This window comes from Leptolyngbya sp. FACHB-60, assembly GCF_014695775.1.
Classification (GTDB): domain Bacteria; phylum Cyanobacteriota; class Cyanobacteriia; order Phormidesmidales; family Phormidesmidaceae; genus Nodosilinea.
The window spans coordinates 112,481-137,706 of sequence record NZ_JACJOX010000028.1; the positions used below are offsets into that span (position 1 = coordinate 112,481).

The 25,226-nt window shown below is 57.8% G+C and carries 25 protein-coding genes; 10 read left to right on the forward strand and 15 right to left on the reverse strand.

The window, feature by feature from the left end:
- The first annotated feature begins 25 nt into the window (after positions 1–25).
- The 3 genes from H6F57_RS11650 to H6F57_RS11660 all read left to right on the forward strand — a co-directional run bounded on the left by H6F57_RS11650 (position 26) and on the right by H6F57_RS11660 (position 2,077).
- Positions 26–736: a pyridoxine 5'-phosphate synthase gene (locus H6F57_RS11650; protein WP_190629776.1), complete on the forward strand. Its 711-nt coding sequence runs from the start codon at positions 26–28 to the stop codon at positions 734–736.
- A gap of 114 nt (positions 737–850) precedes the next feature.
- On the forward strand, positions 851–1,183 hold the full coding sequence (locus H6F57_RS11655) for an MgPME-cyclase complex family protein (RefSeq protein WP_190629773.1): 333 nt from the start codon (positions 851–853) through the stop codon (positions 1,181–1,183).
- A 189-nt stretch (positions 1,184–1,372) separates the two neighbouring features.
- Positions 1,373–2,077, forward strand: coding sequence for a hypothetical protein (locus tag H6F57_RS11660; RefSeq protein ID WP_190629771.1), 705 nt, complete (start codon positions 1,373–1,375; stop codon positions 2,075–2,077).
- Positions 2,078–2,231: 154 nt separating this feature from the next.
- Here the strand turns inward: H6F57_RS11660 and H6F57_RS11665 are convergent, their stop codons facing one another.
- From H6F57_RS11665 to folD, 3 genes are read right to left on the reverse strand one after another with little or no spacing between them, the layout of a single operon-like run.
- Entirely contained in the window at positions 2,232–2,687 is a 456-nt protein-coding gene (locus tag H6F57_RS11665; protein WP_190629770.1) for a divergent PAP2 family protein, read from the reverse strand.
- Positions 2,688–2,701: 14 nt separating this feature from the next.
- Positions 2,702–3,631: a geranylgeranyl diphosphate synthase CrtE gene (gene crtE, locus H6F57_RS11670; protein ID WP_190629768.1), complete on the reverse strand. Its 930-nt coding sequence runs from the start codon at positions 3,629–3,631 to the stop codon at positions 2,702–2,704.
- A 57-nt stretch (positions 3,632–3,688) separates the two neighbouring features.
- Positions 3,689–4,549, reverse strand: a complete 861-nt coding sequence (gene folD, locus H6F57_RS11675; protein WP_190629766.1) for a bifunctional methylenetetrahydrofolate dehydrogenase/methenyltetrahydrofolate cyclohydrolase FolD — start codon at positions 4,547–4,549, stop codon at positions 3,689–3,691.
- A 151-nt stretch (positions 4,550–4,700) separates the two neighbouring features.
- Here folD and H6F57_RS11680 point away from each other — a divergent pair, with 151 nt between their 5' ends.
- The 3 genes from H6F57_RS11680 (at position 4,701) to nadB (ending at position 7,507) form a co-directional block, all read left to right on the forward strand.
- Positions 4,701–5,129 carry a hypothetical protein gene (locus H6F57_RS11680; RefSeq protein WP_190629764.1) on the forward strand — a complete coding sequence of 143 codons (429 nt, stop codon included), beginning with the start codon at positions 4,701–4,703 and terminating at the stop codon, positions 5,127–5,129.
- A 115-nt stretch (positions 5,130–5,244) separates the two neighbouring features.
- Entirely contained in the window at positions 5,245–5,685 is a 441-nt protein-coding gene (psbU, locus tag H6F57_RS11685) for a photosystem II complex extrinsic protein PsbU (RefSeq protein ID WP_190629762.1), read from the forward strand.
- 130 nt (positions 5,686–5,815) lie between these two features.
- Positions 5,816–7,507, forward strand: a complete 1,692-nt coding sequence (gene nadB, locus H6F57_RS11690) for an L-aspartate oxidase (protein WP_190629760.1) — start codon at positions 5,816–5,818, stop codon at positions 7,505–7,507.
- 121 nt (positions 7,508–7,628) lie between these two features.
- On the opposite strand, the gene H6F57_RS11695 is transcribed toward nadB, so the two are convergent.
- The 12 genes from H6F57_RS11695 to H6F57_RS11750 form a co-directional block, all read right to left on the reverse strand.
- On the reverse strand, positions 7,629–8,156 hold the full coding sequence (locus H6F57_RS11695; protein ID WP_190629758.1) for a metal-binding protein: 528 nt from the start codon (positions 8,154–8,156) through the stop codon (positions 7,629–7,631).
- 58 nt (positions 8,157–8,214) lie between these two features.
- Complete coding sequence (locus H6F57_RS11700; RefSeq protein WP_190629756.1) at positions 8,215–10,287, reverse strand: response regulator; 2,073 nt, start codon at positions 10,285–10,287, stop codon at positions 8,215–8,217.
- 2 nt (positions 10,288–10,289) lie between these two features.
- Positions 10,290–10,859 (reverse strand): chemotaxis protein CheB, encoded by a 570-nt coding sequence (locus tag H6F57_RS11705; RefSeq protein ID WP_190629754.1) that lies wholly within the window; start codon positions 10,857–10,859, stop codon positions 10,290–10,292.
- A complete protein-coding gene (locus tag H6F57_RS11710; protein WP_190629753.1) occupies positions 10,859–11,674 on the reverse strand; it encodes a protein-glutamate O-methyltransferase CheR in 816 nt (271 codons plus the stop codon). The genes H6F57_RS11705 and H6F57_RS11710 overlap by 1 nt, the downstream gene beginning before the upstream one ends.
- 167 nt (positions 11,675–11,841) lie before the next feature.
- Positions 11,842–15,501 carry a response regulator gene (locus H6F57_RS11715; protein WP_190629751.1) on the reverse strand — a complete coding sequence of 1,220 codons (3,660 nt, stop codon included), beginning with the start codon at positions 15,499–15,501 and terminating at the stop codon, positions 11,842–11,844.
- Between the two features lie 369 nt (positions 15,502–15,870).
- Positions 15,871–17,877: a transketolase gene (tkt, locus tag H6F57_RS11720; RefSeq protein ID WP_190629749.1), complete on the reverse strand. Its 2,007-nt coding sequence runs from the start codon at positions 17,875–17,877 to the stop codon at positions 15,871–15,873.
- A gap of 237 nt (positions 17,878–18,114) precedes the next feature.
- A complete protein-coding gene (fabF, locus tag H6F57_RS11725) occupies positions 18,115–19,368 on the reverse strand; it encodes a beta-ketoacyl-ACP synthase II (protein WP_190629747.1) in 1,254 nt (417 codons plus the stop codon).
- Between the two features lie 154 nt (positions 19,369–19,522).
- The gene (acpP, locus tag H6F57_RS11730) at positions 19,523–19,762 is read right to left on the reverse strand and encodes an acyl carrier protein (RefSeq protein WP_190629746.1); all 240 of its coding nucleotides are present in this window, start codon (positions 19,760–19,762) and stop codon (positions 19,523–19,525) included.
- A 236-nt stretch (positions 19,763–19,998) separates the two neighbouring features.
- On the reverse strand, positions 19,999–20,595 hold the full coding sequence (locus H6F57_RS11735; protein WP_190629743.1) for a nucleoside triphosphate pyrophosphatase: 597 nt from the start codon (positions 20,593–20,595) through the stop codon (positions 19,999–20,001).
- 263 nt (positions 20,596–20,858) lie between these two features.
- Positions 20,859–21,401, reverse strand: a complete 543-nt coding sequence (psbP, locus tag H6F57_RS11740; protein ID WP_190629741.1) for a photosystem II reaction center PsbP — start codon at positions 21,399–21,401, stop codon at positions 20,859–20,861.
- 59 nt (positions 21,402–21,460) lie between these two features.
- A complete protein-coding gene (locus H6F57_RS11745) occupies positions 21,461–22,237 on the reverse strand; it encodes a methyltransferase (protein WP_190629739.1) in 777 nt (258 codons plus the stop codon).
- Positions 22,238–22,291: 54 nt separating this feature from the next.
- Entirely contained in the window at positions 22,292–22,879 is a 588-nt protein-coding gene (locus tag H6F57_RS11750; protein WP_190629737.1) for a DUF2854 domain-containing protein, read from the reverse strand.
- 166 nt (positions 22,880–23,045) lie between these two features.
- Between H6F57_RS11750 and H6F57_RS11755 the strand changes: the two genes are divergently transcribed.
- The 4 genes from H6F57_RS11755 (at position 23,046) to H6F57_RS11770 (ending at position 25,102) form a co-directional block, all read left to right on the forward strand.
- The gene (locus H6F57_RS11755) at positions 23,046–23,219 is read left to right on the forward strand and encodes a hypothetical protein (protein ID WP_190629736.1); all 174 of its coding nucleotides are present in this window, start codon (positions 23,046–23,048) and stop codon (positions 23,217–23,219) included.
- Between the two features lie 137 nt (positions 23,220–23,356).
- Complete coding sequence (locus H6F57_RS11760; RefSeq protein ID WP_190629734.1) at positions 23,357–23,674, forward strand: 2Fe-2S iron-sulfur cluster-binding protein; 318 nt, start codon at positions 23,357–23,359, stop codon at positions 23,672–23,674.
- Between the two features lie 154 nt (positions 23,675–23,828).
- Positions 23,829–24,020: a hypothetical protein gene (locus H6F57_RS11765; protein WP_190629949.1), complete on the forward strand. Its 192-nt coding sequence runs from the start codon at positions 23,829–23,831 to the stop codon at positions 24,018–24,020.
- Positions 24,017–25,102 carry a DUF3326 domain-containing protein gene (locus H6F57_RS11770; protein WP_190629732.1) on the forward strand — a complete coding sequence of 362 codons (1,086 nt, stop codon included), beginning with the start codon at positions 24,017–24,019 and terminating at the stop codon, positions 25,100–25,102. Before H6F57_RS11765 ends, H6F57_RS11770 begins: the two co-directional genes overlap by 4 nt.
- The last annotated feature ends 124 nt before the right edge of the window (positions 25,103–25,226 follow it).

Sequence of the window (25,226 nt, forward strand, 5' to 3'; positions counted from 1 at the left end):
TCTAGGAATGTTGAGGAGCGATCGCTTGCCTACCCTGGGAGTCAACATCGACCACATTGCCACGATTCGCCAGGCCCGCCGCACCGTTGAGCCCGACCCCGTGGCCGCAGCAGTGCTGGCCGAGCTAGCCGGTGCCGATGGCATCACTGTGCATCTGCGCGAAGACCGTCGCCACATGCAAGACCGCGACGTGCGTCTGCTGCGGCAGACTGTGCGCACCCACCTAAATTTGGAGATGGCCGCCACCGACGAAATGGTGGCGATCGCCCTCGACGTCAAACCCGATTACGTCACCCTGGTGCCCGAGCGGCGCGAGGAAGTCACCACCGAAGGCGGCCTAGATGTGGCTGGTCAACGCGATCGCATGAAAACTGTGGTCAGCACCCTCCAGGACGCAGGCATTCCCGTCAGCCTGTTTATTGATGCCGCCACCGACCAAATTGAGGCTTCAGCCCAGGTGGGTGCCCAGTTTATCGAGCTGCACACCGGCCCCTACGCCGAAGCCAAAGCAGAAGCCGACCTCCACCGCGAACTCGACATTCTCGCTCAGGGAACGGCACAGGCGATCGCCCACGGCCTGCGGGTCAACGCCGGCCACGGCCTCACCTACTGGAACACCCCCCCCGTCGCTCGCATCCCCGGCATGGAAGAGCTCAACATTGGCCACAGCATCGTCAGCCGCGCCGTGCTCGTCGGACTAGAGCGCGCCGTCCGCGAGATGAAAGCGCTGATTTAGAGACGAGTTAGGTACCAGGTTTCAGGTCTCAGGTCTAGGGTAAGGCCAAGCCTGAACTTGAAACTTGCACCTGAAACCCTACACCTAAAACCCTACACACCAAAGGAGACCCCCATGACCACCTACTACTACGCCGTTGCCAGCCAAAAGTTTCTGCTCGAAGAAGAACCCCTAGATGAAGTCCTCAAGGAGCGCCGCCGCTACTATCAGGAGCAAGAGCAGGAGGTGAATTTTTGGCTGGTTAAGTCCCCCGCTTTTCTAGAGGCTCCCGAACTGGCCAGCATTAAAGCCCGCTGCCCCCAGCCCGCTGCAGCTCTAGTTTCTACCAGCAAGCAGTTCATTACCTGGGTCAAGCTGCGGTTTGATTATGTAGGCACTGGTGAGTTTGAGGCCCCCTCCGCTGCCATTCCCGATCCCCTCGCATCTTTAGATGCCGTAGCGTCCTAAGCTGAAGGCAGGCGCGATTGCGATCAAAACCTAGAATCTCTGCCCCGCGATCGCCGCTTTAGGCTAGAATCGCTGGCAGATTACGGCGGTAACTAAAGAGCAATGGTAAAGGGTTTGAAACGGAGCAGCGCACAGATATCGCTTAGTTGGATAACACTACCCCGAGCGGGAAGCATTGCCCTAGGGTTATTGCTAGCACCGCTAGCTGGGTTGTGGACTGCTGCCCAGGCCCAGTTTCCGCCTTGCCCGCCCCCGTCCGCCAACGAGTATCTGCTGCTGGTCCGCAGCAACACCGAGGCCGAGCGCGCGCGGGTACAAAACCTGCTGCCCTCCAACAGCACCGTCCTAGTTTGCGATTACCTCAACGACACCGTTGTGCGAGCCGGGGGGTTTACCAACCTCGAAAATGCCAATGCCTGGGCCCAGTACATGACCGAGGTAGAGGGCTTCCAGGCCTTTGTGGCCCGTCCAGCTACCACCGCAGCCCAGCCTGCCCCCCCCACGGGTGGCCCAACTCCGCCTGCGAACAGTGAGACTCCTCCTGCGAACAACACCCCACCTAGCAGTGGTACCCCTGCCACGGGTACTCCCCCAGCTACGACGCAGTCAGCACCGACTGCCTATGCCCCCCAACCGCTGGGCACAGGCTTTGCGGTGCTGGTGGACTACCAGTACCAGCCTGAGTCGGCGATCGCCATTCAGCGGCAGGTGGGCCAGGCCGTGGGCCTAGCGGTGCATCGCCAGCGTTCCTATCTACTCATTGCCCACAGTCCAGATGTGGCCGGGGCCGCCTCTACCCTGTCAGTGCTCACCAGTCTCAACATCGCCGGCTTTATCGTCGATAGCCAGGAAGTAGTAATGCTGACTCCAGCGGTGGCTCTCACCGCTCCTTAGGATTTCTCTCTAAAGAGCACTCAACCTTAGTCGCCAGTGGCTGAGCGGATTCGTTTGTCCTATGGCCTAGTAAACAGGTGTTGCCAACGCGAAGCGTTCCTAGGGGAGAAAGCAACCGCCTGTTTTCTTGGGCGCAACCTAGGCGAGCGTCGGCTCAATAGGCAGGCGCGGCCAAACAGGATATCATGGCTCCTAAAATTGACCCGGCAATCACCTGAAAAGGCGTGTGTCCCAGCAGTTCCTTCAGCCGATCTTCTCTGATTTCGGGCTTTTCTTGAAACAGCTCATCAATGATTTGGTTGAGCACCTTGGCCTGCTTGCCCGCCGCTTGGCGCACTCCCGCCGCGTCATACATGACAATTACCGAAAACACAGCGGTGGCCGCAAATATTGGGCTTGCCCAGCCTAAGGTTTGACCGATGCCGCCCGCTAGGGCTGTGACCAGGGCCGAGTGGGCGCTGGGCATACCACCAGTTTCTACCATCACTCGCAGATTAAGTTTGCGGTGGCGCACCAACTCAATGACAGCCTTGAGCCCCTGGGCTGCAAAGCAGGCAATTAACGCCACCACGAGCACATGGTTGTTGAAGATGTCGCTAAAACTGTCCATCGGCGCAGGCAAACCTAGTAGGTACGGGCAACAATATAATCGGCGATCGCCAGCAGAGGCCGGTTCAGTTCCCCAAACCCGGCCAAACTTTCCTTCGCCGCCTCAATCAGCTGGTTGGCTTGGCGACGCGATTCTTCAATGCCCCAGAGGCTAGGGTAGGTCACCTTTTGGGCAGTAATGTCCTTGCCGACCGACTTGCCCAAAGTTTCAGATGTCGAGGTGATATCGAGAATATCGTCCACAATTTGAAAGGCCAAGCCAATGCGCTGGGCGTAGTGGCGCAGGCTTTCAATCGCCTCTTCATCAGCCCCCGCCAGTATGGCTCCGGAGGTCACCGAAATTTCGAGCAGGGCCGCCGTTTTGTGGTTGTGAATATAGTTGAGGGTTTCCAGCGTCACATTGGGGTTGCCCTCACTGGCCAAATCGACAACTTGACCGCCCACCAGACCTTCGCCCCCCACCGCTTTACCCAGTCCGGCAACCACCCGCAGCACGCGCTCAGGAGATGCCCCCTGGGTTTGGGTCGCCACATGTTCAAAGGCGTAGGTCAGCAGAGCATCGCCGGCTAGAATTGCCACGTCATCGCCGTAGACCTTGTGGTTGGTGAGCCGGCCCCGACGGTAGTCATCGTTATCCATCGACGGTAGGTCGTCGTGGATCAGCGACATAGTGTGGATCATCTCCAGAGCACAGGCCGTAGGCATGGCCATCGCTATACTGCCGCCAACAAGTTCACAGGTGGCTAAGCAAAGAATAGGGCGCAGGCGCTTACCTCCAGCCAGCAACGAATAGCGCATGGATTCGTAGAGGGTCTCGGGATAGCGCAGGGCCAGGGCCTGGTCGAGGGCCGCCTCTACTTGGGGGCGACGCTCCTTTAGATAGGCTTCTAAATCAAAGGGGCCAGCAGCAGCGGGTCTAGAATCGAGGGAGTTGGTTGGCACCATGGCGGCAGGCAGGTTGAAAGGCGACAAAAACGAGTTTGAAACTGGGTAAGCCCGCATTTATAGGCGGTTGCGGTAGCTGGTTACGGTGTTCTCAAGCAGCATGGCTACTGTCATCGGGCCAACGCCCCCCGGCACTGGAGTAATCGCCGAAGCCACCGGCTCCACCGAGGCAAAATCGACATCTCCCACCAGCCGAGCTGAGCCGTCGGACTGCTCGACTCGGTTAATGCCCACATCGATGACAACGCCGCCGGGCTTAACGTCAGCCGCTGTAATCATACCGGGGCGGCCCACCGCCGCCACTAGAATATCAGCTTGCCGCATCACCGCGGCTAAATCGGGGGTGTGCGAATGAGCCATCGTTACGGTGGCGTTGGCCTCTAGCAGCATCAGGGCCATGGGCTTACCCACGAGAATGCTGCGCCCCACCACCACGGCCGTAGCCCCAGCGGGGTCAATTTTAGCGGCCTCTAGCAGGCGCATCACGCCGTAGGGAGTGCAGCTGCGCAGGCCCGGTTCGCCGCGCACCAGCCGCCCTAGGTTGATTGGGTGCAGCCCGTCGGCATCTTTGTTGGGGTCGATGGTGTGGAGCAGAGCCACGGCATCGAGGTGGTCGGGCAGGGGCAGCTGCACCAAAATGCCGTCTACGTTGGGGTCGGCATTGAGCTGCTGAATTAGATCAGCGACTTCTTGCTGAGAAATCGTGGCGGGCAGGTGTTTACCGTAGGAGGCAATGCCCACTCGACTACAGGCCCGCTCTTTGTTGCGCACGTAGGCGGCACTGGCGGGGTTGTCACCCACCATGATCACTGCCAGCCCAGGGGGACGATGCCCCTGGGCGGTAAAGACCTGAACAGCGTCGGCTAGATCGGTTTGAATTTGGGCCGCTAGGGCTTTGCCGTCGAGCAGTTGGGTCATGGCCGGGTGCGCTAACCTGTATCTCGGAAACGATCGCAGTTGGAACCCCAGGGCGAACTTTGCCCAGGTTAGGATTCGACGCCTTCTCAGTGTCTCAGATTTTGATCCTCTAAACGCCTGCGATCGGCGCTCAGCGCCTTAAAAAGCTTTTATGAACTATCTAAAGCGTCAGTTTACCTACTATGGAGTGGTTGGCTTGGCCCTGGTGGCGGTCACTAGCTGCGGGGCCAGCGTCGATGCCACGGTGGGCTATTCACTGCGCGATCGCCTCAGCAACTGGCCTGGCCTCGCCTGGCTTGACCCCGTTACCCCCATCGGTGAAGCGATCCAGAGCCAGCGCGATACGGTTTATCTGGCTGGCACCGTCGGCCGCCATCTACCCCTAGTGGGCCAGGGACTGTACGAGCTGGTGGATGACTCAGGCTCCATCTGGGTGCTCAGCGCCGTCGCACCGCCGCCAGTGGGTGAGCCAGTCGCCCTGCGGGCAGCGATTCAGTACGAGCAAGTTTTACTGAGCGGGCAGGACATTGGCGAGTACTACGCTGAAGAGTTAGAACGCCTGCCCCAGGAATCTCGCTGAAGACTACAGCAACGGCGCGATAGCGTTCTTTCTCCGTTGTGGGAGCCTGGAAAATGGTAGTCTCTTAGAAATGCTGTGTATAGTCATTCACACTGGTAGGAGAGGATTAGGGTAAATGAAACAACTGGTTGGCCTACTCGTTGCGCTGGCAGTGCTGTTGGGCTGGGTGAGTAGCCCCGCTGTGGCGCAGCCTATCTCTGGGCCCATCTTTGGGGCAGACCTTCTGAGCACCCCCATTGTGGCTACGGCCTGGCTGGCAGAATCGCCGCAGAATTCGGTAGACGCCAAGCTCAAGACAGAATACGGGGCTAAGTTGGACCTCAACAACGCCAACGTACAGGGCTTTAGAAAGTTTCCTGGACTGTACCCCACCCTGGCGCGCAAGATTCTGCTCAATGCTCCCTACGAGAGCGTTGACGACGTGCTCGACCTGCCGGGTCTGAGCGAGGCGCAGCTTGAGATTCTGCGCAAGAACCTGGATAACTTCACGGTTACTGTGACTGACTCCGCTCTTGTAGAAGGTGGCGATCGCTTTAATAACGGCGTTTACAAGTAGACAGCGGGCCATCCCGCTGTTCGGCTTAGCCGTCCTTAGTAGCCCTGGTTGGTCAGGTTGGCCCAAGGTCAACGCTGATTAGCCAGGGTTTTTAGCACCCTAATGTTTGAATCATTCTTGGGAGTCGTCTTTGACCCAGCCTGATTTGTCGCCACTTGCACCCCCCCTAAATCAGCATTTCGACGTGCTGGTGATTGGGGGGGGCGCCGCCGGGCTTTACTCGGCACTATCGATTCCGCCCCAGTGGCGCATTGGCCTGGTGACCAAAGACACCCTGTCAATTTCTGCCAGCGACTGGGCCCAGGGGGGCATTGCCGCCGCCATTGGCGTAGACGATGCCGTCTCGCTTCACGTGGCCGACACCCTGGTGGCCGGGGCCGGGCTGTGCGATGCTCCGGCGGTAGAGCACCTGGCTAGCAAGGCCGCCCCCTGTATTCAGCGCCTGGTAGATCTGGGGGTTGCCTTCGATCGCACCGAAGGCCAGCTGGCCATGACCCTAGAGGCCGCTCACTCCCGCCGCCGCGTGCTCCACGCCGCCGACACTACCGGACGGGCGATCGTGTCGATTTTGGCGGAGGCGGTGCTCCAGCGGCCCAACATTACGGTGTTTGAAAGCGCCTTTGCCCTCGACTTGTGGATGGTCGAAGGCCGCTGCCGTGGCGCACTGGTGGCCCACAGTCAGCAGCTTCAGTGGCTGTCGGCCCAGGCCACGGTGCTGGCTACGGGTGGTGGCGGCCAGGTTTATGCCCAGACTACTAACCCCGCCGCCAGCACGGGCGATGGCGTGGCCATGGCCTGGCGGGCCGGAGCCCAGCTGCGCGATTTAGAATTTGTTCAGTTTCACCCCACGTCCTTAGCGGAACCGGGGGCACCGCCGTTCTTAATCAGCGAAGCGGTGCGGGGAGAGGGCGCGCACCTGGTCGATCGCCAGGGCTATCGCTTCGCCTTCGAATACCATCCTGACGGTGAGCTAGCCCCGCGCGATGTGGTCAGCCGCGCCATTTTTCACCATCTGCAAAAGACGGGAGACAGCCGCGTGTGGCTCGACATGCGGCCCATTCCCCGCGATCGCTTGCAGTATCGCTTTCCCAATATTTTGCAGGTGTGTCGCGCCTGGGGCTGCGACCCCCTCACCGACCCGGTGCCGGTTTCGCCTGCTGCCCACTACTGGATGGGCGGTATCACGACAGATCTCAGCAGTCAAACCACGATTCCGGGCCTCTATGCCGTGGGCGAAAACGCCAGCACCGGGGTGCATGGGGCCAACCGTTTGGCCAGCAACTCTCTGCTGGAATGCCTGGTCTACGGTGCTGAATTGGCCAACCTGCCCCTACAAGCGGACAGCGATTTTGACCTGAGAGCGGCCTCAGCAGTTTCACCTCTGGATGAGGCCGCCCTGTGGCCCCACAACACTGCCGAAGACGCACTGGCAACGATTCATCAACAGCGAGAGCAGCTGACCCAGCTGATGTGGGATGCGGCGGCGATTAGCCGCGAGCAGGTGCGGTTAGAGGGGGCGATCGCCGCCCTAAGCCAGTGGCGCACCGAGTGGCAGCAGCACCCCTGGCAGGTTCTCCATCAGCTATCTCCAGACTCCATCTATTCGCTACCCGAGACGCTAGACTGGCCCGCCGTGCGCGCCTGGGGCGAGTTGGGCAACCTCTACGACATTGCATGGCTGATTCTCAACAGCGCTGCCTTTCGCACTGAGAGCCGGGGCGGCCACTTTCGCCGAGACTATCCCCAGCCCAGCCCCCAGTGGCACGTGCATACGGTAGTTGAGGGCGATCGCTGGGAGAAGTCACCGCCGGTGGAAGGGTAGATGATGGGTATGAGACAGTTTTGAGTGCTTAGTTTTAAGCTTTGAATGTTTGGTGTATGGAAAGCATTCAAAGCTCAAACCTCAAAACTAGCTAGTATTTTGCCATTTACCCATCGCTCCGCTACCGTCGTCGCTTCTTCTTAGATCGCCCCCGCTTACCCTTAGACGCTGAGGATATCCAGTCGGTGACGTAATGACTCAGAGCACCCAGTTCTAACCCCACCACCAGGGCCAGCCACCAGGGCCAGTAGGTGACCAATGCCCAGCCCAGCCCGTCGATCAGGTCGCTCCAGGAAAGGGCGGTGCGCTGGGCGCTGTTGAGCAGATTGACGAGCAGCAGCCCGCCGCCGCTCAGCCAAAGCGACAGGTAGAGCACCCGCACTACGGTGCCAATGATCGGCCCGTGAGACCAGTGCGATCGGTGGCGAATGCGACCTCGGTAGGGGAGCCAAATCCACCGCAGCCAGCCCCAGCGCTTGTACTGCACCGAGTGAATGTCGAGATCGGGGCCGAGCATCCAGCCGCCCAGCAAAAAACCCAGGCAGACTACGGCGGTCAGCTGACCGCTGAGGGTGACGCGAAAGGCAGCCAACACCACCAGGGGTAGGGTCCAGAGAGTAATGCGATCGTGGGTGCGGCCTGAAGACATGGCACAGATGTACCAAGGTTTAGCCCTTCTGGCAAGGGGGCAGGGTTCGGTCGAGCAGCTAGGATGCCTTTAAACCGGCCACTTGAAGAATCGTTTGAATGAGCACTTCCGCCTCCACCGGCTTAGGCACATGCTGCTGAAACCCGGTAGCCAGGGCGTGGGTCTGGTCAGAAACGCGGGCGTGGGCGGTAATGGCGATCGCCGGAATCTGAGCCTGGGGTGCGGGCAGCTGCGTTCTAATTTTTTGCATCAGAGTGTAGCCATCCATATCGGGCATGCTGATATCGCACAGCAGCAGCGCCGGTTGGGTTGAGCTGAGCAGCTGAAACCCTTCCCCCGCCGTGGCCGCCGCCGTGACAATCGCCCCCTGGGACTCCAGCAGAAACGTTAAATAGTCGCGGGTGTCGTCGTCGTCGTCAACGATCAAAATGGGCACATTCACCAGGGCGCGCGGCCCGATCTCGGCGGGTTTATTGTCAGAGAAGGAAGCAGGCACAGGGTCAGAGGGGAAGGGCACCAGCGGCAGGGCCACGGTAAAGGTGGTGCCTTGATTTACGCCAGGGCTTTCGGCCCAGACGTAGCCCTGGTGCTGCTCTACCAAGTAATAAACGATCGCTAGCCCCAGGCCCAACCCTCCCTGGGCGCGGGTAGTACTGCTGTCAGCCTGGCGGAACCGATCAAAAATGTAGGGCAGAAAGTCGATGTCAATGCCCATGCCGGTGTCGCTGATGCGCAGCTGAGCATAGCCCGGCTCATAGGCCTCAGGGGAAGTCGCCAGGGCCTCGGGCAGCTCGGTCATCACCGAGAGATGCAGGTCTATCCGCCCCTGCTGAGGGGTAAATTTGATCGCGTTGGTGAGCAAGTTCCAGACTACCTGCTGCAACCGCAGGGCATCTCCGACAATCTCTAAGCGGGGAGTGTCTTGAACATTGTCCACTAGGGCGATCGCCTTAGCCTCTGCTGCGGGTCGCACCGTCTCTAACGCCGACTGGGCGATCGCCGCCAGATTTAGCGGTTGACAGTGGAGCTGGAGCTTACCCCGCACAATCTGGGACACGTCGAGAATGTCTTCAATCAGCTGTTTTTGGGCAACGGCGTTGCGCTCGATGGTGGCGATCGCATACTCCGTCTTTTGCGGATCTAAATTGCGCGATCGCAGCAGGTGCGACCAGCCCAAAATCGAATTTAGCGGGGTCCGTAGCTCGTGGGACAGCACCGCAATAAACTCGTCCTTCATCCGGTTGGCCGTCTCTGCTTCCTGGCGGGCCACCTGTTCGCGAATCACCTGGGCGTTGGCCGCCTCGGCCTGCTTGCGCTCGGTAATGTCTTCAACGGTGCCCACGTAGCCGAGAAACTGCTTTTGCTCCGACACCAGGCGCGCCGAGCGAACTGAAACCCAGCGGGAGACATCATCTCCTGCCTGAACCCGAAACTCTTGGGAATATTCCTGCCCGTCGGCCATGAAGGCATGCCAGGTCGATTGAGCGATCGCTGAGTCGTCGGGATGCACAGAGCCCAGCCAGTTCCGCTCAGAGATGGCCTCGGTCGAGTTACAAATGGACTGATAGCGGGGATTTGTGTAGACGCAGCGGCCTTCAGTATCGGTAACAAACACCCCCAGCGGGGAACAGGTGCTGAGCAGTCGAAACCGCTCTTCACTCATTTGCAGCTCAGTATTAATCGCTTCTAACTGGTTGGCCTGCCGCTGCAAGATTTCTGTTTTTTGCCGTAGGGCTTCAGTCTTTTTAAATAGCTCAATAAAAATGGCTACCTTTGACAACAAAATATTGGCCGCAATCGGCTTAATTAAGTAATCTACGGCCCCCAGGGCATAGCCCTTAAACATAAATTGTTCGTTGCTGCTAAAAGCGGTGAGAAAAATAATTGGGGTATCGCGCGATCGCTGGCGATGGCGAATTAACGTGGCCACCTCAAAACCATCCATCTGAGGCATTTGCACATCCAGCAAAACCACGGCAAAGTCGTCTTGCAGCAAACAGCGCAGCGCCTCCTCTCCCGAGGTTGATTTGACTAAATTGGCCCCCAACTCGCCCAAAATAGCCTCTAGGGCCACCAGGTTTTCGGGTTGGTCATCGACGAGTAGAATGTTGACTGACGGCTCGGTTTGCATCACTAGCCCCTCGCGGCGCAGAGGTGAATCAAGCGGGCCGCAATCTGCGGGAGGGGCAGCACGGCATCGACGGCGATCGCAGCGATCGCCGCCCTCGGCAGCACCGGGCTCTCCGCCGTGTCTGGGTCTTGCACAATCGCGACCCCGCCCCGCGCCTTCAGGGTTGATAGTCCCTTCACGCCATCTTGGTTAGCTCCGGTCAAAATCACACCAATCACACGTTCGTTATAACTGTCAGCGGCCGACTCTAGCAGCACATCAATCGACGGGCGCGCGTAGGAAACTGGCTCATCAACAGACAGAGAAAAATACCCGTATTCTACCAGCAAATGATAGTCAGCCGGGGCCAGATAAACATGCCCCGGCTGAATGCGTTCTTTATCTTCAACTTCATGCACTGGAAGAACCGTAAACTGTTGTAAAAACTTACCTAAACCCTGATCAGACTCGCGGTGGCGATGTTGCACAACGGCCAGCGCCGCAGAAAAATCTTGAGGGAGAGCGCCAAGCAAAGTTTTTAGAGCTGACAATCCGCCTAGGGAGGTGCCAATTACGATCAGGTCATAGGCCACTAATTGCGCCTCCTATACAGCTTTTCAGCCTTTGCTAAATCGTCGTAGACCATTTCATACTTCGTAAATCGAATGGTTTCCTGCTTGCCCAAACCGAGAATGCCAAACTTGCATAGGCTGTTATAAAACAGCCCATGAACCTGGTTTTGCAGGGTTTGATTGAAGTAAATCAGTACATTGCGACAGATGATCACATTGAACTCATTAAACGAGCCATCGGTGACCAAATTGTGTTCACCAAAAACCACCCGTTCCCGCAGGGCAGGCCGCAAAATTACATTGTCATACTTGGCCGTATAGTATTCCGAAAACGTGCGCTGGCCACCAGCTTTTAAGTACAGCTGAGTATAGTCCTGCATTTGCTTGTAAGGATAGATGCCCTGCCGAGCAATTTGCAAAACTCGGTCGTTGGCGTCGGTGGCGTAGATGCGGCAGCGGTGGTAAAGCCCTTCCTCTTGCAGCAAAATGGCCATGGAGTAGACCTCCTGCCCAGTCGAACAGCCCGCATGCCAAATGCGAAAAAAAGGATAGGTGCGCAAGAGCGGCACCACCTGCTGCCGAAAGGCCACGTAGAAGCTTGGGTCGCGAAACATGGCCGTAGTATTGACCGTTAGCCCCAGCAGCAGCCGCTCGGCACAGGCGCGATCGGTCAGCACCTGGGCTTGCAGCTCGGCTACGGTGGCGATTTTTTCAGTTTTAAGAAAGCTTTGAATGCGACGCTTGAGGGAGGCGGCAGCATAATTACGAAAATCGTAGCCATACCGATGATATAGCCCTTCAATAAGCAAGTGAACGTCCAAATCGTCTGGTTTCAAAATCGTCGCCAGCACCCCATAGCCCGTTCAAATTACTAGTTGAAATCCGTTGTCAACGGTGCGCCAATCTGAGCCCCAATGAGTCTCTTGGACTGGTCAAAAGCCTGTTCTATTGTCACGCAATTTTTCTCTTAAGTTGTACGTCAAAGGGAGGATTTTGGTCGCCGCTACTGGTATAGCCACAGGCGCAGCAGCGTTAACAGCTGCTCGGTATCGACAGGTTTAGTAATGTAGTCTGAGGCACCGGCTTCGATGCACTTTTCGCGATCGCCCTGCATGGCTTTAGCGGTTAGGGCAATGATTGGCAGCGATCGATACTGCTCCTGTTTACGAATCAGCCGAGTGGTTTCGTAGCCGTCTAGCTCGGGCATCATCACATCCATCAACACGAGGCCGACATCAGCGTTGGCGCGCAGGGTTTCGATGCCTTCGCGCCCGTTCTCGGCAAACACCACGGTCATGTCGTACTGCTCTAGCAGGCTGGTGAGGGCAAAAATATTGCGCACGTCATCGTCGATGATCAACACTTTTTTGCCTGCCAAGGCTGGATCGCTGTGCTGCAATCGCTCTAGCATTTGCTGCTGAGTCGGCGGCAGATTGGCCTGCACCCGGTGCAGAAATAGTGCCGTTTCATCCAGCAGCCGCTCGGGCGATCGCACGTCTTTAACGATGATGGTTTCGGCTAGTCGGCGCAGCTGGGTCTCCTCGGCTTCGGTTAGGTCTTTGCCGGTGTAGACAATGATCGGCAGACGCACCAGGGCCGGATCTTGCTTGATCTGCTCTAGCAGGTCAAAGCCATTCATATCGGGCAGGCCTAGGTCGAGCACAATGCAGTCGCAGGGCTGGGCGCGCAGGGTCTCTAGGGCGGCAGCGCCGGTGTGCACGGCGGTGCTGGTGACATCGCCGCCGCCAATTAACTCAATAATGCTCTGGGCCTGCACCGGGTCATCTTCAATCACCAGCAGGTAGCGCACCCGGCGCTCCACAAATTGTTTGATGTCGATTAGGGTCTGGGTCAAAATTTCTGGCGCTACGGGCTTTTGAATATGGGCGATCGCCCCCATTTGAAATTCCTGCTGCTGCTCGTCGTTCACCGTCAAAATGTGAACCGGAATGTGGCGAGTGGTGGGGTTGTGTTTCAGCTGTTCGAGCACCGTCAGACCGTCCATATCGGGCAGGTGCAGATCGAGGGTGATGGCGCTGGGCACAAACCGCTGGGCTAGGGCCAGGCCGGTCTGCCCTTGGAGCGCAATCAACACCTTAAACCCCTGTCCCCGCGCCATATCTAACAGAATGCGGGCAAAGTTTGGGTCATCCTCAATCACCAGCAGCACTTGCTTGGCCGAGTCTTGCACCCCAGGCAACAGCCGCGCCCGATCGTCTTCCAGGTTGGCCGGTAGGGGGGGAAGTGACTCCCCTATGGGGGAGTTGGGGACAGCGACCGGCAGTAGCTCAGGGGCAGCAGGGCGACGGGCTTGGAAAGTTAGATCTCTCCCACCCTGCGCCCTGATCTGCAGTACCTCTCCATCGGTCGAGGGGGCGACGTAGCGTAAGGGCAGGTACAGAGTAAAGGTGCTGCCCTGGTTAGGCTCACTTTGCAGCTCCAGACTGCCTCCCAGTAGTTGGGCCAGCTGTAGGCTGATTGACAGCCCCAGCCCAGTACCGCCGTAGCGGCGGCTGGTGGTGCCATCGGCCTGCTGAAACGCCCCAAAAATGGTGTGCTGCTTTTCCGGCAGAATGCCAATGCCGGTATCGGTGACCGCAAAGGCCACCTGACCCTCTGCTACCGCAAAGATATCCACCGTGACCCGACCGTGCTCCGTAAACTTGATGGCGTTGGAGATCAGGTTTTTGAGCACCTGCTGTAGTCGCCTGGGGTCAGTGGCGAGGGTAGTGGGCAAACCCTTGTCCACGGCGACTTCAAACCCCAGCCCCTTGCTGGCGGCGGTTGGCTGAAACGTGCGCTCTAGCTCGAACTGAATCGCCGTAAAGGCCAGCGATTCGATCGCTACTTCCATAGTTCCCGACTCAATTTTGGCCATGTCGAGAATGTCGTTGATCAGCGAGAGCAGGTCTACACCGGCAGAGTGAATCGTGCGGCTATAGTCAACCTGTTTCTCCGTCAGATTGCCGTCACTGTTGTCGCCGAGCATTTTGGCTAAAATCAGCAGACTGTTCAGGGGCGTCCGCAGCTCGTGGGACATGTTGGCCAAAAATTCTGACTTATAGCGCGACGACTGGGCCAGCTGACTGGCCTGATCCTCTAGCTCTTGGCGAGCCCGCTCAATCTCGTGGTTTTTGCGCTCCACCTGCTGCTTTTGGGTTTCTAGCAGCTCGGCCTTCTCTTCTAGCTCCTCGTTGAGCTGCTGTAGTTCTTCGTTCGACTGCTGCAATTCTTCCTGCTGCTGCTGTAGCTCCAACTCGGACTCTTGCAGCGATTGGGTGCGCTCTTCGAGCAGCTGATTGCTCTTTAACAGCTCTTCTTGCTGCTGGCGCAGTTCTTCGGTCAGCACCTGCGATCGCTCCAGCAGTCTCTGGGTTTGCATGTAGGCGGCGATCGCGTTGATCATCACCCCCGTCAACTTGCTAGCCTCATCTAAAAAGGTTAGCTGTAGGTCATCAAAACGGTGAAAAGACGCCAGTTCTAGCACCCCCTTCACCGCGTTCTCAAACATCAGGGGCAGCACCACAATGGTGAGGGGTGGTGCCGAGCCCAGCCCAGAGCGAATTTGAATATAGTCCTGCGGTACCTCGGTCAGCACAATGCGCTGCTTCTCTAGGGCGCACTGGCCTACCAGCCCTTCCCCTAGTTTAAATTCGTTCGACAGGTGCTTGCGCTCCTGGTAGGCATAGCTGCTCAGCAGCTTTAACCGAGGGGGGGCACTGGTAGGGTCGAGCAGATACAGCACCCCCTGCTGCGCGTCCACCAGAGTAGCCACGTAGGTCAACATCAGTTCCGCCAGGGTTTCGAGACTGCGCTGACCCTGCAACTGCTGAGACAAATCCGCCAAGTTAGACTTCAGCCAACGCTGCTCTTCGTTGGCGCGAATCGTTTCCCGCAGGTTGGTCACCATCTGGTTGAACGTGCGGGTTAGAATGCCGGTTTCATCCTGATCGGCACTGTCCAGCAGGGTAACGGCCAGGTTGCCGTCAGCGAGCTGTTCTGCGGTATCTGACAGGTTGCGCAGCGGTCTAGAAATATTGCGTGATAGCCACCATCCCACCAGCGACAGAAGCACAAACGACGCTGGCACACCAAGAGAAATAGTATAAAGCGTTCTTTGGGCCGACAGTTGAGACTGGGCCGCACGCTCCTCAAGCAGCTGCCTCTCTTGCTCTTCCAATTCAGCAATCAGGTCGCGGAGCTGCTGCATTAGCTCGTGACCGGCATTCGTCAAAACAAAGTCTTGGGCCGCTGTAAATCCATCTGTCTCTCGCAGTTGAATACCTTGGCGCAGCCGGGCAAGCCTAGCGTCGATTACCGGCTTGAGATCTACCAAACGGCTGTGGATAGCCGCATCGTCTACAGTAAGTTGACGCAGCAACTCATAGTTACTGGCGATTTCCGTTAGGGCATTTTCGTAGGGCTCTAGGTATCGCTGCTGCCCCGTAATTAAATAGCCACGTTGCCCAGTTTCAGCGTTGACCAGATCGGTTTCAAGGTCGTTGAGATACCCCAAAATTTGGTAAGACGCCTTCTCCTGCTGGGCATTGCGGATTAGATCAGTGGTGGTGCGGTAGGCAACTGCACCGAGTACAGCTAAGACGGTCAGCCCCAGGGCAAACCCGGCCCCAATGCGCGTACCAATTTTAAAGCGGTTGACCATAGCCTGCCATCACCGAGCGAATGCACTATTCCAGGAATCACCAGAGGGTGTGTTGCTCCCTAGGGCAAAGTCAATCAACCCCAGGGTTTAGTTCACCAATCCATACTGTAGTCTTTGCCCAACCTCACCTAGCGGCCTCAGCAGCCGGTCGATTTTACAAACGCCTTGCCCATAGCAAATAGAGTCTGGGTTAGAACAGTCTGAAATGCAAAAATTCAAACCTATCGGTCTTTTTTTAGTTTTTTGCTCTTCTATTTTCGTTCTTTTGCGATGGCAAACCGAGCGAGCAGATAAACAAAGGCCCCAGGGTTTTGGCTCAACCCTAGGGCCTTTAGCTGGTCAGTCTAAGCAGAGACCGATCGAGAACCCTTAGCCCAGCAGTGCCTTAGCTCGGCTGACTACGTTCTCGACTGTGAAGCCAAACTTCTCCATCACCAGGTCGCCAGGGGCAGAGGCCCCAAAGCGATCGACGCCAATCACATCGCCTTCGGCACCCACGTAGCGGCACCAGCCCATAGTGATGCCCGCTTCCACCGCCAGGCGCTTGGTCACTGCCTTGGGCAGCACCGACTCCTGGTAGGCGGCATCTTGGATATCAAACAGTTCCCAGGAAGGCATGGAAACTACGCGCACCTTGGTACCTGCGGCCCGCAGTTCTTGGGCGGCATTGACGCAGAGGCTAACTTCGCTGCCCGTGCCAATCAAGATTAGGTCAGGGGTGCCGTCGCAGTCATCGACGGTGTAGGCCCCCTTGGCGACGCCCTCGATTGAGGCACCAGGCAGGTTGGGCAGGTTTTGACGGCTAAAGGCCATCAGTGTGGGAGTCTTGCGATGCTCCACGGCGATCTTGTAGGCCCCAGAGGTTTCGGTGCCGTCGGCAGGGCGAATGACGATCAGATTGGGGATGGCCCGCAGGGAGGCGATGGTTTCCACTGGCTGGTGGGTAGGGCCGTCTTCGCCCAGACCAATGGAGTCGTGGGTCATGACGTAGATCACCCCAGCCTGGGAGAGGGCCGACAGGCGAATGGCCGCCCGCATGTAATCGGCAAACACCAGGAAGGTGGCGCAGTAGGGAATCAGCCCCGAGTTGTGCAGGGCAATGCCGTTGCAGATCGCGCCCATGCCGTGCTCGCGCACGCCAAAGCGCAGGTTGCGGTTTTCGTAGGCCCCTTTCTGGAAGCTGCCGGAGATTTTCAGCTCGGTCAGGTTCGAGTGGGTGAGGTCGGCAGAGCCACCGATCAACTCGGGGATAGCCGGAGCCAAAGCGTTGAGGGTAACCTCAGAGTTCTTGCGGGTCGCTAGGGCCTTATCTTCGGGGGTGTAGGTAGGCAGGGCGTCGGCCCAGCCGTCGGGAAGCTGGCCGGAGAGCATGCGCTCAAACTCGGCGGCCTCGGTGGCGTACTTGGTGCGGTAGGTGGCAAGGGTTTCTTCCCACTCGGCTTGAAGGCTGGCCCCGCGATCGACGGCCTTGCGCATGTGGCTGAGGGCGTCTTCGGGAATTTCAAATGCGCCGTAGCTCCAGCCCAGGTTTTCGCGGGTGAGCTTGATCTCGTCGCCGCCCAGGGCTGCACCGTGGACACCAGCGGTGTTTTGCTTGTTGGGGGAACCGTAGCCGATGGTGGTAGTGACTTTGATCATCGAGGGGCGATCGGTGACGGCCTTGGCCGCTTCGATCGCCTTGGCAATGCCATCCAAATCCGTATTGCCATTCTCTACGTGCTCCACGTGCCAGCCGTAGGCCTCAAAGCGCTTGCTCACATCTTCGGTAAAGGAGATATCGGTGGAGCCATCGATGGAGATGTGGTTGTCGTCGTAGAGGGCAATTAGCTTGCCCAGGCCCAGGTGCCCTGCCAGGGAGCAGGCCTCGCCGGAAACCCCTTCCATGTTGCAGCCGTCGCCCAAAATGACGTAGGTGTAGTGGTCTACCAGGGTGGCGTCGGGCTTGTTGAACTTAGCGGCCAGGTGAGCTTCGGCCATAGCTAAGCCGACGGCGTTAGCTATGCCCTGACCCAGAGGGCCGGTGGTGACTTCGATGCCGGGGGTTTCAAAGTTCTCGGGGTGGCCGGGGGTGCGAGCACCCCACTGGCGGAACTGCTTAATGTCATCCAGCGTCACGCTATCAAAGCCGCTTAGGTAGAGCAGTGCGTATTGCAGCATGCAGCCATGGCCCGCCGACAGCACGAAGCGATCGCGGTTAAACCACTGGGGGTTTTTGGGGTTGACCCGCAAAAACTTATCCCACAGTACGTAGGCCATGGGCGCAGCCCCCATGGGCAGACCGGGGTGGCCAGACTTGGCCTTTTCCACCGCATCAATCGCTAAGAAGCGAATGGAATTAATACAGAGTTCTTCCAGGGATTGGGTTGCAACAGCCATAGGTTCAACAGCTTAACGACGGTTTTTTGAAGCAGCAGCACGCAGCACTAGGACTAGCCCAGGGGCTAACAAAGTTATCGGCCTAAATCGATCAAGACCCCACACACAGCCTTGCCTTTCAGCAGACCCCGCAACCAGACGATTGTCAATACCTTCTGGCTAGGCAAGGCACAAAGCTCAAGTGCCGGACGGCACATTTTAGGTCATTATACTTATCAATCGATTCAATCCGTAGCTCTAGCTACGGTATTTCTTAAACACTAAGGTAACGTTGTGGCCCCCAAAGCCAAAGGAGTTAGAAATCGCCACCTCAATCGGCATGGGGCGACTCTGGTTGGGAATATAGTCGAGGTCGCAGTCGGGGTCAGGGCCGTGGAGGTTGATGGTAGGGGGAGCGATGTCGTTGGCGATCGCCAGACAGGTGGCCACCGCCTCAATTCCCCCAGAGCCTCCCAGCAAGTGCCCGGTCATCGACTTAGTCGAACTCACCGCTACCTTATAGGCCACATCCCCCAGGGCGGTTTTAATCGCCTGGGTTTCGGTGGGGTCATTGGCACCCGTGCTGGTGCCGTGGGCGTTGATATAGCTAATGTCGCTCGGCACAATTCTCGCATCCTTGAGAGCTAGCTGGATGCAGCGGGCCGCCCCGGCCCCACCGGGCACTGGTGAGGTCATGTGATAAGCGTCGCAGGTCATGCCATAGCCAACTATTTCACCGTAAATAGTCGCCCCCCGGCTCAGGGCGTGCTCTAGCTCTTCGAGAATGAGAATGCCACAGCCTTCGCCAATCACAAAACCGTCGCGGGTTTTGTCAAAGGGGCGGCTAGCGGTGGTGGGGTCGTCGTTGCGAGTCGAGAGGGCACGGGCCGAGGCAAAGCCTGCTACCGACAGGGGCGTCACCGCTGCCTCGGTGCCACCGCAGATCATCGCCTGGGCGTAGCCGTGCTGAATCAGCCGGAAAGCGTCGCCAATGGCGTTAGACCCAGCGGCACAGGCCGTGACAGCACAGGTGCTTGGCCCCTTAGCCCCGGTATGGATAGCAGTTAACCCCGCCGCCATATTGGCGATCATCATCGGAATCATAAAAGGGCTGCAACGGCTAGGCCCCCGGTTGAGATAGATCTCCTGCTGGTCTTCTAAGACCTTCAGGCCGCCAATACCAGAACCAATGCAGGTGCCGATTTGCTCGGCATTGAGATCGGTAATGGTCAGACCCGAATGCTTGAGGGCGCGCTGGCCAGCAACCACCGCAAACTGGGAGAAGCGATCCATGCGCTTGACTTCTTTCTTATCAAGAAAGTCGCCTGGATCAAACCCTTTGACTTCCGCAGCAATTTGCGACGCGTGCTGGGATGGGTCAAAGTGGGTAATGCGGGCCGTGCCGCTGCGCCCAGCCACTAGTCCAGCCCAGTACTCCTCCAGGTTGTTGCCAATGGGGGTAATGGCATCCATGCCAGTTACCACAACGCGCTTTGAGTCAGAGTTTGCCATAGCCAAATTTCAGGTAAACCAGGTCGAGGTTAAAGGGGGGCGGGCCAGCCAGCTATAGAACGAAGATCACGGGGGGCACCCCTCGGTTTCCCCCCATGTCTGTAGGTACAGGCATTGTCCTATTCCCAGGCCGATGGCTGGGATGGGGAATGGCCTAGGCGGCTTTTTCTTCGATGAAGTTAACGGCATCCTGCACGGTGGCAATACCCTCTGCCGCTTCGTCGGGAATTTCGATGCCAAATTCTTCTTCTAGAGCCATCACCAGCTCTACAGTATCGAGAGAATCGGCGCCCAGGTCGTTGGCGAAGCTAGCTTCGGGCTTGACGTCAGCCTCTTCAACCCCTAGCTGCTCGCTGACAATCTTTTTGACCTTTTCAAAAGTCTCTGCGCTCATGGTTCTCCAACGCCTCTTTGTACAGATTAATTAATCGACAACAAAAAACCTTATCACCCTGCGACCCCATCGAGACGAATATCTGACTCAAGCCCCAGCATAAGGTCGCTCAATTTTGGCCATCGTCCCCCGATCAAAGTCAGAAGGGAAATGTTACAGAATTTTGACTTCGACGGCGCTTGGCCAGCTACAGTCACCAATTTTGAGCATTCCTTCATGATATCGGAAAAAGAACCCTACCAGAACTCTGTTGCCCGATAGCCGAGTTCCTCAAGCATAGAGCGCAGCAGCGGCAGACTCAGGCCAATGACGTTGCTGTGGCATCCCTCAATTTTCTCAATCATCAGCGCCCCTTTACCATCGCTAGAAAAAGCTCCGGCACAGTCTAGAGGTTCGCCGGTGTTGACGTAGGCGGCAATGGTAGCGTCGTCAATATTGGCAAAGTAGACTCGGGTAACTGCACTATGCACAAGCATGCGGCCACCGGGGGCGATCAGGGCATGGCCGGTGTGAATTTCGCCCATCTGACCCCGCATGGCCTGCCAGCGGGCGATCGCATCGTTCTTATTCGCTGGTTTGCCATAGATCTGACCGCCAAAGGCCATTACCGAATCGCACCCCATCACCAGGGCGCTGGGAAACAGGGGGGCAACTACCTCCGCCTTGCAGCGGGCCAGCGTGGCCACATAGGTGGGCGGATCGGTAACTTTCACCTGGTCTTCGTCAAAATTGCTGGGATACACGAAGGGATGAATGCCTGCACCCACTAACAGAACGCGACGGGCCTTTGAAGCCGAAGCGAGAACAAACTGGGGTCGAGAAGAAGTGGGCATAGCTGAAGTTGAAGGCAGGTGAGAAGGATTGCTTCGGCATAGAGATTTTTATGCTAGAAGGTTTGCCGTCAAAATTCCTCTGCTTTCTTAGCTAGGGGATGGACTCAGCGTGAAACCTCTACAGCAATGGGGTGGAGATTCGGTGAAGCTAGGCTGCATCTGCCCAAGTGAAAAGTTTTCCATCTCCAGACACTGAGTCTCCAGGTCTTGACTCAGATGACCCGAGGGCTATCCTCGAAACTCAGCACCTAAAGGCTTGATATCTAGGACACCTTAAACGATGCTACCGACTGCTTCATCAGATCTCGAACTTTGTCCCACCGGCCTTCGTCAGTGGAGGCGTTGAAGGTGTAGAGCTTGCCTCGGCGCACAATAGCGCTGGCCAAATTGTGGCGCGGCCCAGCAGGCAGATCGGCTAGATACTCTAAAATGTAGTAGGTTTTGTCATCCACTGTGTCGATGCGCTGGGCGCTGAGCAAATCGACGTTGCTGTCGTCTCCTGCTAGGGCGCTGAAGCTTTTAGAGAGTTTGTAGCCCACTTCGGTGGGGGTACCCAGGGCATCGAGGTCTTTACCCTCGGGCACTTCGCTGATCACCACGCTGATGTTTTCGGTCTCGTGGATGATGTCGTGAAAGACGATCTCGGCAGCGCCGGGCACTTTGACCTCAACCCAGCCGGTGGGGTACATAAACTCGTAGCCCGAATATTGGTCGGCGTAGGCCTGAAGACCACCGCTGCCACCCGCACAGCCCTGGAGGGTGACAGCGAAAACAATCAAAAGCACCGTGGCCAGACGCTTCAGCATGGGTCAATATCCTTGGATCTCTATTTATCAATAATAATTAATTGTCTCACACGGGCTGCTTAAGCCGGCTTCTGAAAAAACAGCAGATGCTGCTCGGGTAGGCGGTCATCGGTCTTGACCCAATTGAGGCCTACGGCGGCCATTTCGCGGCGCACCTGGGCCACGCTCATCTTGTGCAACCGCTTGATCATGACCATGGGGTTTTCGGCTTTGTACTCGGCCAGCACGACCCGCCCACCGGGCTTGAGGGCCGCCACAACCCCCTCCATCACCTCGCGGGGGTGGGCAAATTCGTGGTAGGCATCGACCATTATTGCTAGGTCAACAGAGTTAGGCGGCAGATTGGGATTGTCAGGCTGCCCCAGCACCGGCTCTACATTCTCGATGCCCTTAGCCGCTAGCTCGGCCTGAAGCATGTCCAGCATTTCGGGCTGAATATCTACGGCTAGCACCTTTCCTTGTGGCACAAGAGGAGCAATGCGACGGGCGAAATAGCCGGTGCCAGCGCCCACATCAGCAACGACATCGGTGGGGGAGAGGTCGAGGGCAGCGATCGCCGCCTGGGGTCGTTCTTGCAGCACTCGACTGGGGCGATCGAGCCAGCCAGCACCCTGGTGGCCCATGGTCTGGGCAATTTCTCGGCCTAGGTAAACACGGCCAATGCCGTCGGCACTGGGGTTCACCGTTTGATACTCAGTGCTGACCTGGAGCGTCGTCGTGCCACAGGCGGTTAAGCCCCACAGCACAGCGACTAACACCAGGCGGCGCAGGGCCAATACCGTATGCCTGAGAAGCTTGCGCCCGTTGGACTGGGCTAGAGAAGGGCGACCCGTCATAAAACAGCTACTGAACAACAAAATCTATCCACCCAAGCATCCACTGATTAACGCTCAGGCCTCCACCGGAGCGGGAGCAGGCTCTAGCAAAGTCACCAACGCCAGATTCACCTGGTCTTCAGTGGGCTGGCTGAGCTCAGCGCGCACGTTAGGGCCAAAGAAAGATTCTATTTTGGCTTTCTTTTCTACCCAGGTAGAGAAAGGCACCATAGACGAGTCAAACTCCAGTACCAGGGTATAGTTACCGTCGATTTCAGTCTCATGCAGGCCGCTGAGTTCAGGACACTCTTGCCCCGAGGGGCTCAGCCCCAGCTTTTGTAGAGCGACATCGAGATGGGCTTCCTGGCCGTAGCGGTAGCGGGTGACGTCGAGGCGCACCTGGTTTTGGGTGGAGGTGGCCTGCTCCTCGCGTAGCTTGAGCACCTCAGGCGAGGTGGGCTGGGTATAGGACACCGGCTCTAGCTCAGCGGCCCGCAGCGCTAACCCACCCAAGAGCACAGGAATGCCGTAGAAGAAACCGACCAGGTTGAGGGTGGAATTGTCTTGAAAGTAGGCAACGAATCCGACGATGGTGAGCACCCCGCCCACCGCCAGCAGCACCAGACTCAGGTTGATTCGCCCTAACTTAATTCGCCCCAGCATAGAACCCTCGGTGGAAAGATTACCTCTGACTATCATGCCGCCTTGTGGATGAGAAGGGTAGGTAGGGAGTGCGTCAGCTACCTAACGCACTCCCTACCTACCCCTGCCCGATGCACCCCGCTACAAATTTGTTTATGCTGTCGGAGGACATCTCTAGGGGGACGCTATGGAACTGCAAATGATTCGCGATCGCATTGCCACCATTCGCTCTAAGCGAGAGGCGCTGATTCAGCTGCTAGAGCAGCCTGATCTGGGCACCCTGCGCATTGATGTCAACCAGGCGATCGAGGAAATGGACGATCTGCTAGAAGAATTTGACCGCACTTTTCCGGTGGGATGATAGGTTGAGATTTGGATTGCGATCGGCCAAGGCCCAGTCTAAAGGTTGAGTTTTGCTGGTAGGAAAACTTAAGTCTCTGACCTGGATTGGCTACTGTCCTCTAAACAATTACTCACCTAAACTTCCGTCAACTCGCTATGGCCACTAGCTACTCCGTCGAAATTCACCACCAGGGCACCACTCAGACCATCACTGTTCCGGAAGACCAGACTATTTTGGCGGCGGCCCAAGCGGTGGGGCTAGACCTGCCTACTTCCTGTGGGGCGGGGGTGTGCACGACCTGTGCGGCCCTGGTGCTGGAGGGCGAGGTCGATCAGAGTGAAGGCATGGGGGTGAGCACCGAGCTTCAGGCCGATGGCTACGCGTTGTTGTGCGTCGCCTTCCCGCGATCGGATATCAAGCTAGAGACTGAGAAGGAAGATGTCGTCTACCAAAAGCAGTTTGGCCAGGGTTAGACCCAATGGTGGGCAATGCCCACCATTGGGTGATTTTTGGCAGACAGGTATCCCATCTCGACTAGGGTTGTCCAGTCTTTGCGACGCTCTAGCGGTGGGCGATGCTCACCCTACGCCGAACAGAAATTACTCTTTTTGTGGGTAGACGATGGCATTGGCCACTCACTTTATTATTTTGGATATCAATCTGGGAGAGGCTCAGGAAGACCTGGTTGGGGCGATCGAATCGGCCCTGGCTGAGCAGGGCGAACCTCTGCGCTGGGCGATTACCCAGGTGAACTCTGCCACCCAAACCGCCACCGTCGAAGCCGTGGTGACGACGCACGTCAATTCTGAGCTGCTATGAATGCCAATCCGAGTCGTCGTCCCTACACTGCGGTGCTGGTAGTGCCCACGGGCATTGGGGCAGCGGTGGGGGGCTACGCGGGGGATGCGCTGCCGGTGGCGCGGGCGATCGCCTCGGTGGTTGACACTCTGATTACCCACCCCAACGTGATGAATGGGGCTCAGCTCTACTGGCCGCTGCCCAACGCCTGCTATGTCGAGGGCTATGGGCTAGACCAGTTTGCCGCTGGACGCTGGGGGCTGCGCCCAGTACACCGCAACCGTATTGGCCTAGTGCTAGATGCGGCGATCGAGGATGACCTGCGCTGGCGACACCTGCAAGCGGCGGATGCCGCTCGGGCCACCCTGGGCTTAGATTTGACTGACTACGTCGTTACCGATGCACCCCTGGGGGTAGAGCTGCGGACGGCGGCTTCGGGAGCGACCTGGGGCACGATTCAGCGGCCTGACAGTTTGCTACGGGCGGCAGAGCGGGCGATCGCCGCTGGAGCTAATGCGATCGCCGTTGTCGCCCGTTTTCCCGAAGACACCGATGCTGAGACGCTGCAAGACTATCGCCAAGGCCACGGCGTCGACCCATTGGCGGGGGCCGAGGCGGTGATCAGCCATCTGGTGGTGCGCACTCTGCAAGTGCCCTGCGCCCACGCCCCAGCTCTCAGCCCGCTGCCGCTAGATCCGTCGATCTCGCCCAAATCTGCCGCTGAGGAACTGGGCTACACGTTTTTGCCCTGTGTGCTGGCGGGGTTGAGCCGAGCGCCGCAGTTCTTGACAGAGCCAGCCCTGGGCTACCTTGGGGGACAATCCAGCCCCACCCTCTGGGCCGACCAGGTCGACGCCATTGTAGTGCCCGCCAGCGCCTGCGGGGGCAGTGCCCTGCTGAGCCTGGGGTGGCGATCGCTGGCGATCGCCGTCGAAGCCAACTCCACCGCCCTAAATGTCAGCCCCGAAGCCCTCAGTATCCCGGCGGTGCGGGTGTCGTCTTACCTGGAGGCAGTGGGGCTACTGGCGGCCCATCGGGCGGGGGTTCATCCCCAGGCGCTGACGGCCCAAATGCCGCAGATTCAGGTTCTAAGCTCTCCCTAGGCGGGTTCAGCCTTTGGGCAGATAGAAAACATCTCGCCAGTTCCTACAATTGCACCTGAAGGAGGCTGGATTTAGGCCAACATCTACTGTCAACCTATTGTGCAAGAGCAAGGCCGCAGATCGC

Coding starts and splice junctions, on each gene's coding strand:
- H6F57_RS11655 (WP_190629773.1), top strand. CDS start 851: ATGACCACCTACTACTACGCCGTTGCCAGCCAAAAGTTTCTGCTCGAA.
- H6F57_RS11665 (WP_190629770.1), bottom strand. CDS start 2,687: ATGGACAGTTTTAGCGACATCTTCAACAACCATGTGCTCGTGGTGGCG.
- crtE (WP_190629768.1), bottom strand. CDS start 3,631: ATGGTGCCAACCAACTCCCTCGATTCTAGACCCGCTGCTGCTGGCCCC.
- folD (WP_190629766.1), bottom strand. CDS start 4,549: ATGACCCAACTGCTCGACGGCAAAGCCCTAGCGGCCCAAATTCAAACC.
- H6F57_RS11680 (WP_190629764.1), top strand. CDS start 4,701: ATGAACTATCTAAAGCGTCAGTTTACCTACTATGGAGTGGTTGGCTTG.
- psbU (WP_190629762.1), top strand. CDS start 5,245: ATGAAACAACTGGTTGGCCTACTCGTTGCGCTGGCAGTGCTGTTGGGC.
- H6F57_RS11695 (WP_190629758.1), bottom strand. CDS start 8,156: ATGTCTTCAGGCCGCACCCACGATCGCATTACTCTCTGGACCCTACCC.
- H6F57_RS11700 (WP_190629756.1), bottom strand. CDS start 10,287: ATGCAAACCGAGCCGTCAGTCAACATTCTACTCGTCGATGACCAACCC.
- H6F57_RS11715 (WP_190629751.1), bottom strand. CDS start 15,501: ATGGTCAACCGCTTTAAAATTGGTACGCGCATTGGGGCCGGGTTTGCC.
- tkt (WP_190629749.1), bottom strand. CDS start 17,877: ATGGCTGTTGCAACCCAATCCCTGGAAGAACTCTGTATTAATTCCATT.
- fabF (WP_190629747.1), bottom strand. CDS start 19,368: ATGGCAAACTCTGACTCAAAGCGCGTTGTGGTAACTGGCATGGATGCC.
- acpP (WP_190629746.1), bottom strand. CDS start 19,762: ATGAGCGCAGAGACTTTTGAAAAGGTCAAAAAGATTGTCAGCGAGCAG.
- H6F57_RS11735 (WP_190629743.1), bottom strand. CDS start 20,595: ATGCCCACTTCTTCTCGACCCCAGTTTGTTCTCGCTTCGGCTTCAAAG.
- psbP (WP_190629741.1), bottom strand. CDS start 21,401: ATGCTGAAGCGTCTGGCCACGGTGCTTTTGATTGTTTTCGCTGTCACC.
- H6F57_RS11745 (WP_190629739.1), bottom strand. CDS start 22,237: ATGACGGGTCGCCCTTCTCTAGCCCAGTCCAACGGGCGCAAGCTTCTC.
- H6F57_RS11750 (WP_190629737.1), bottom strand. CDS start 22,879: ATGCTGGGGCGAATTAAGTTAGGGCGAATCAACCTGAGTCTGGTGCTG.
- H6F57_RS11755 (WP_190629736.1), top strand. CDS start 23,046: ATGGAACTGCAAATGATTCGCGATCGCATTGCCACCATTCGCTCTAAG.
- H6F57_RS11760 (WP_190629734.1), top strand. CDS start 23,357: ATGGCCACTAGCTACTCCGTCGAAATTCACCACCAGGGCACCACTCAG.
- H6F57_RS11770 (WP_190629732.1), top strand. CDS start 24,017: ATGAATGCCAATCCGAGTCGTCGTCCCTACACTGCGGTGCTGGTAGTG.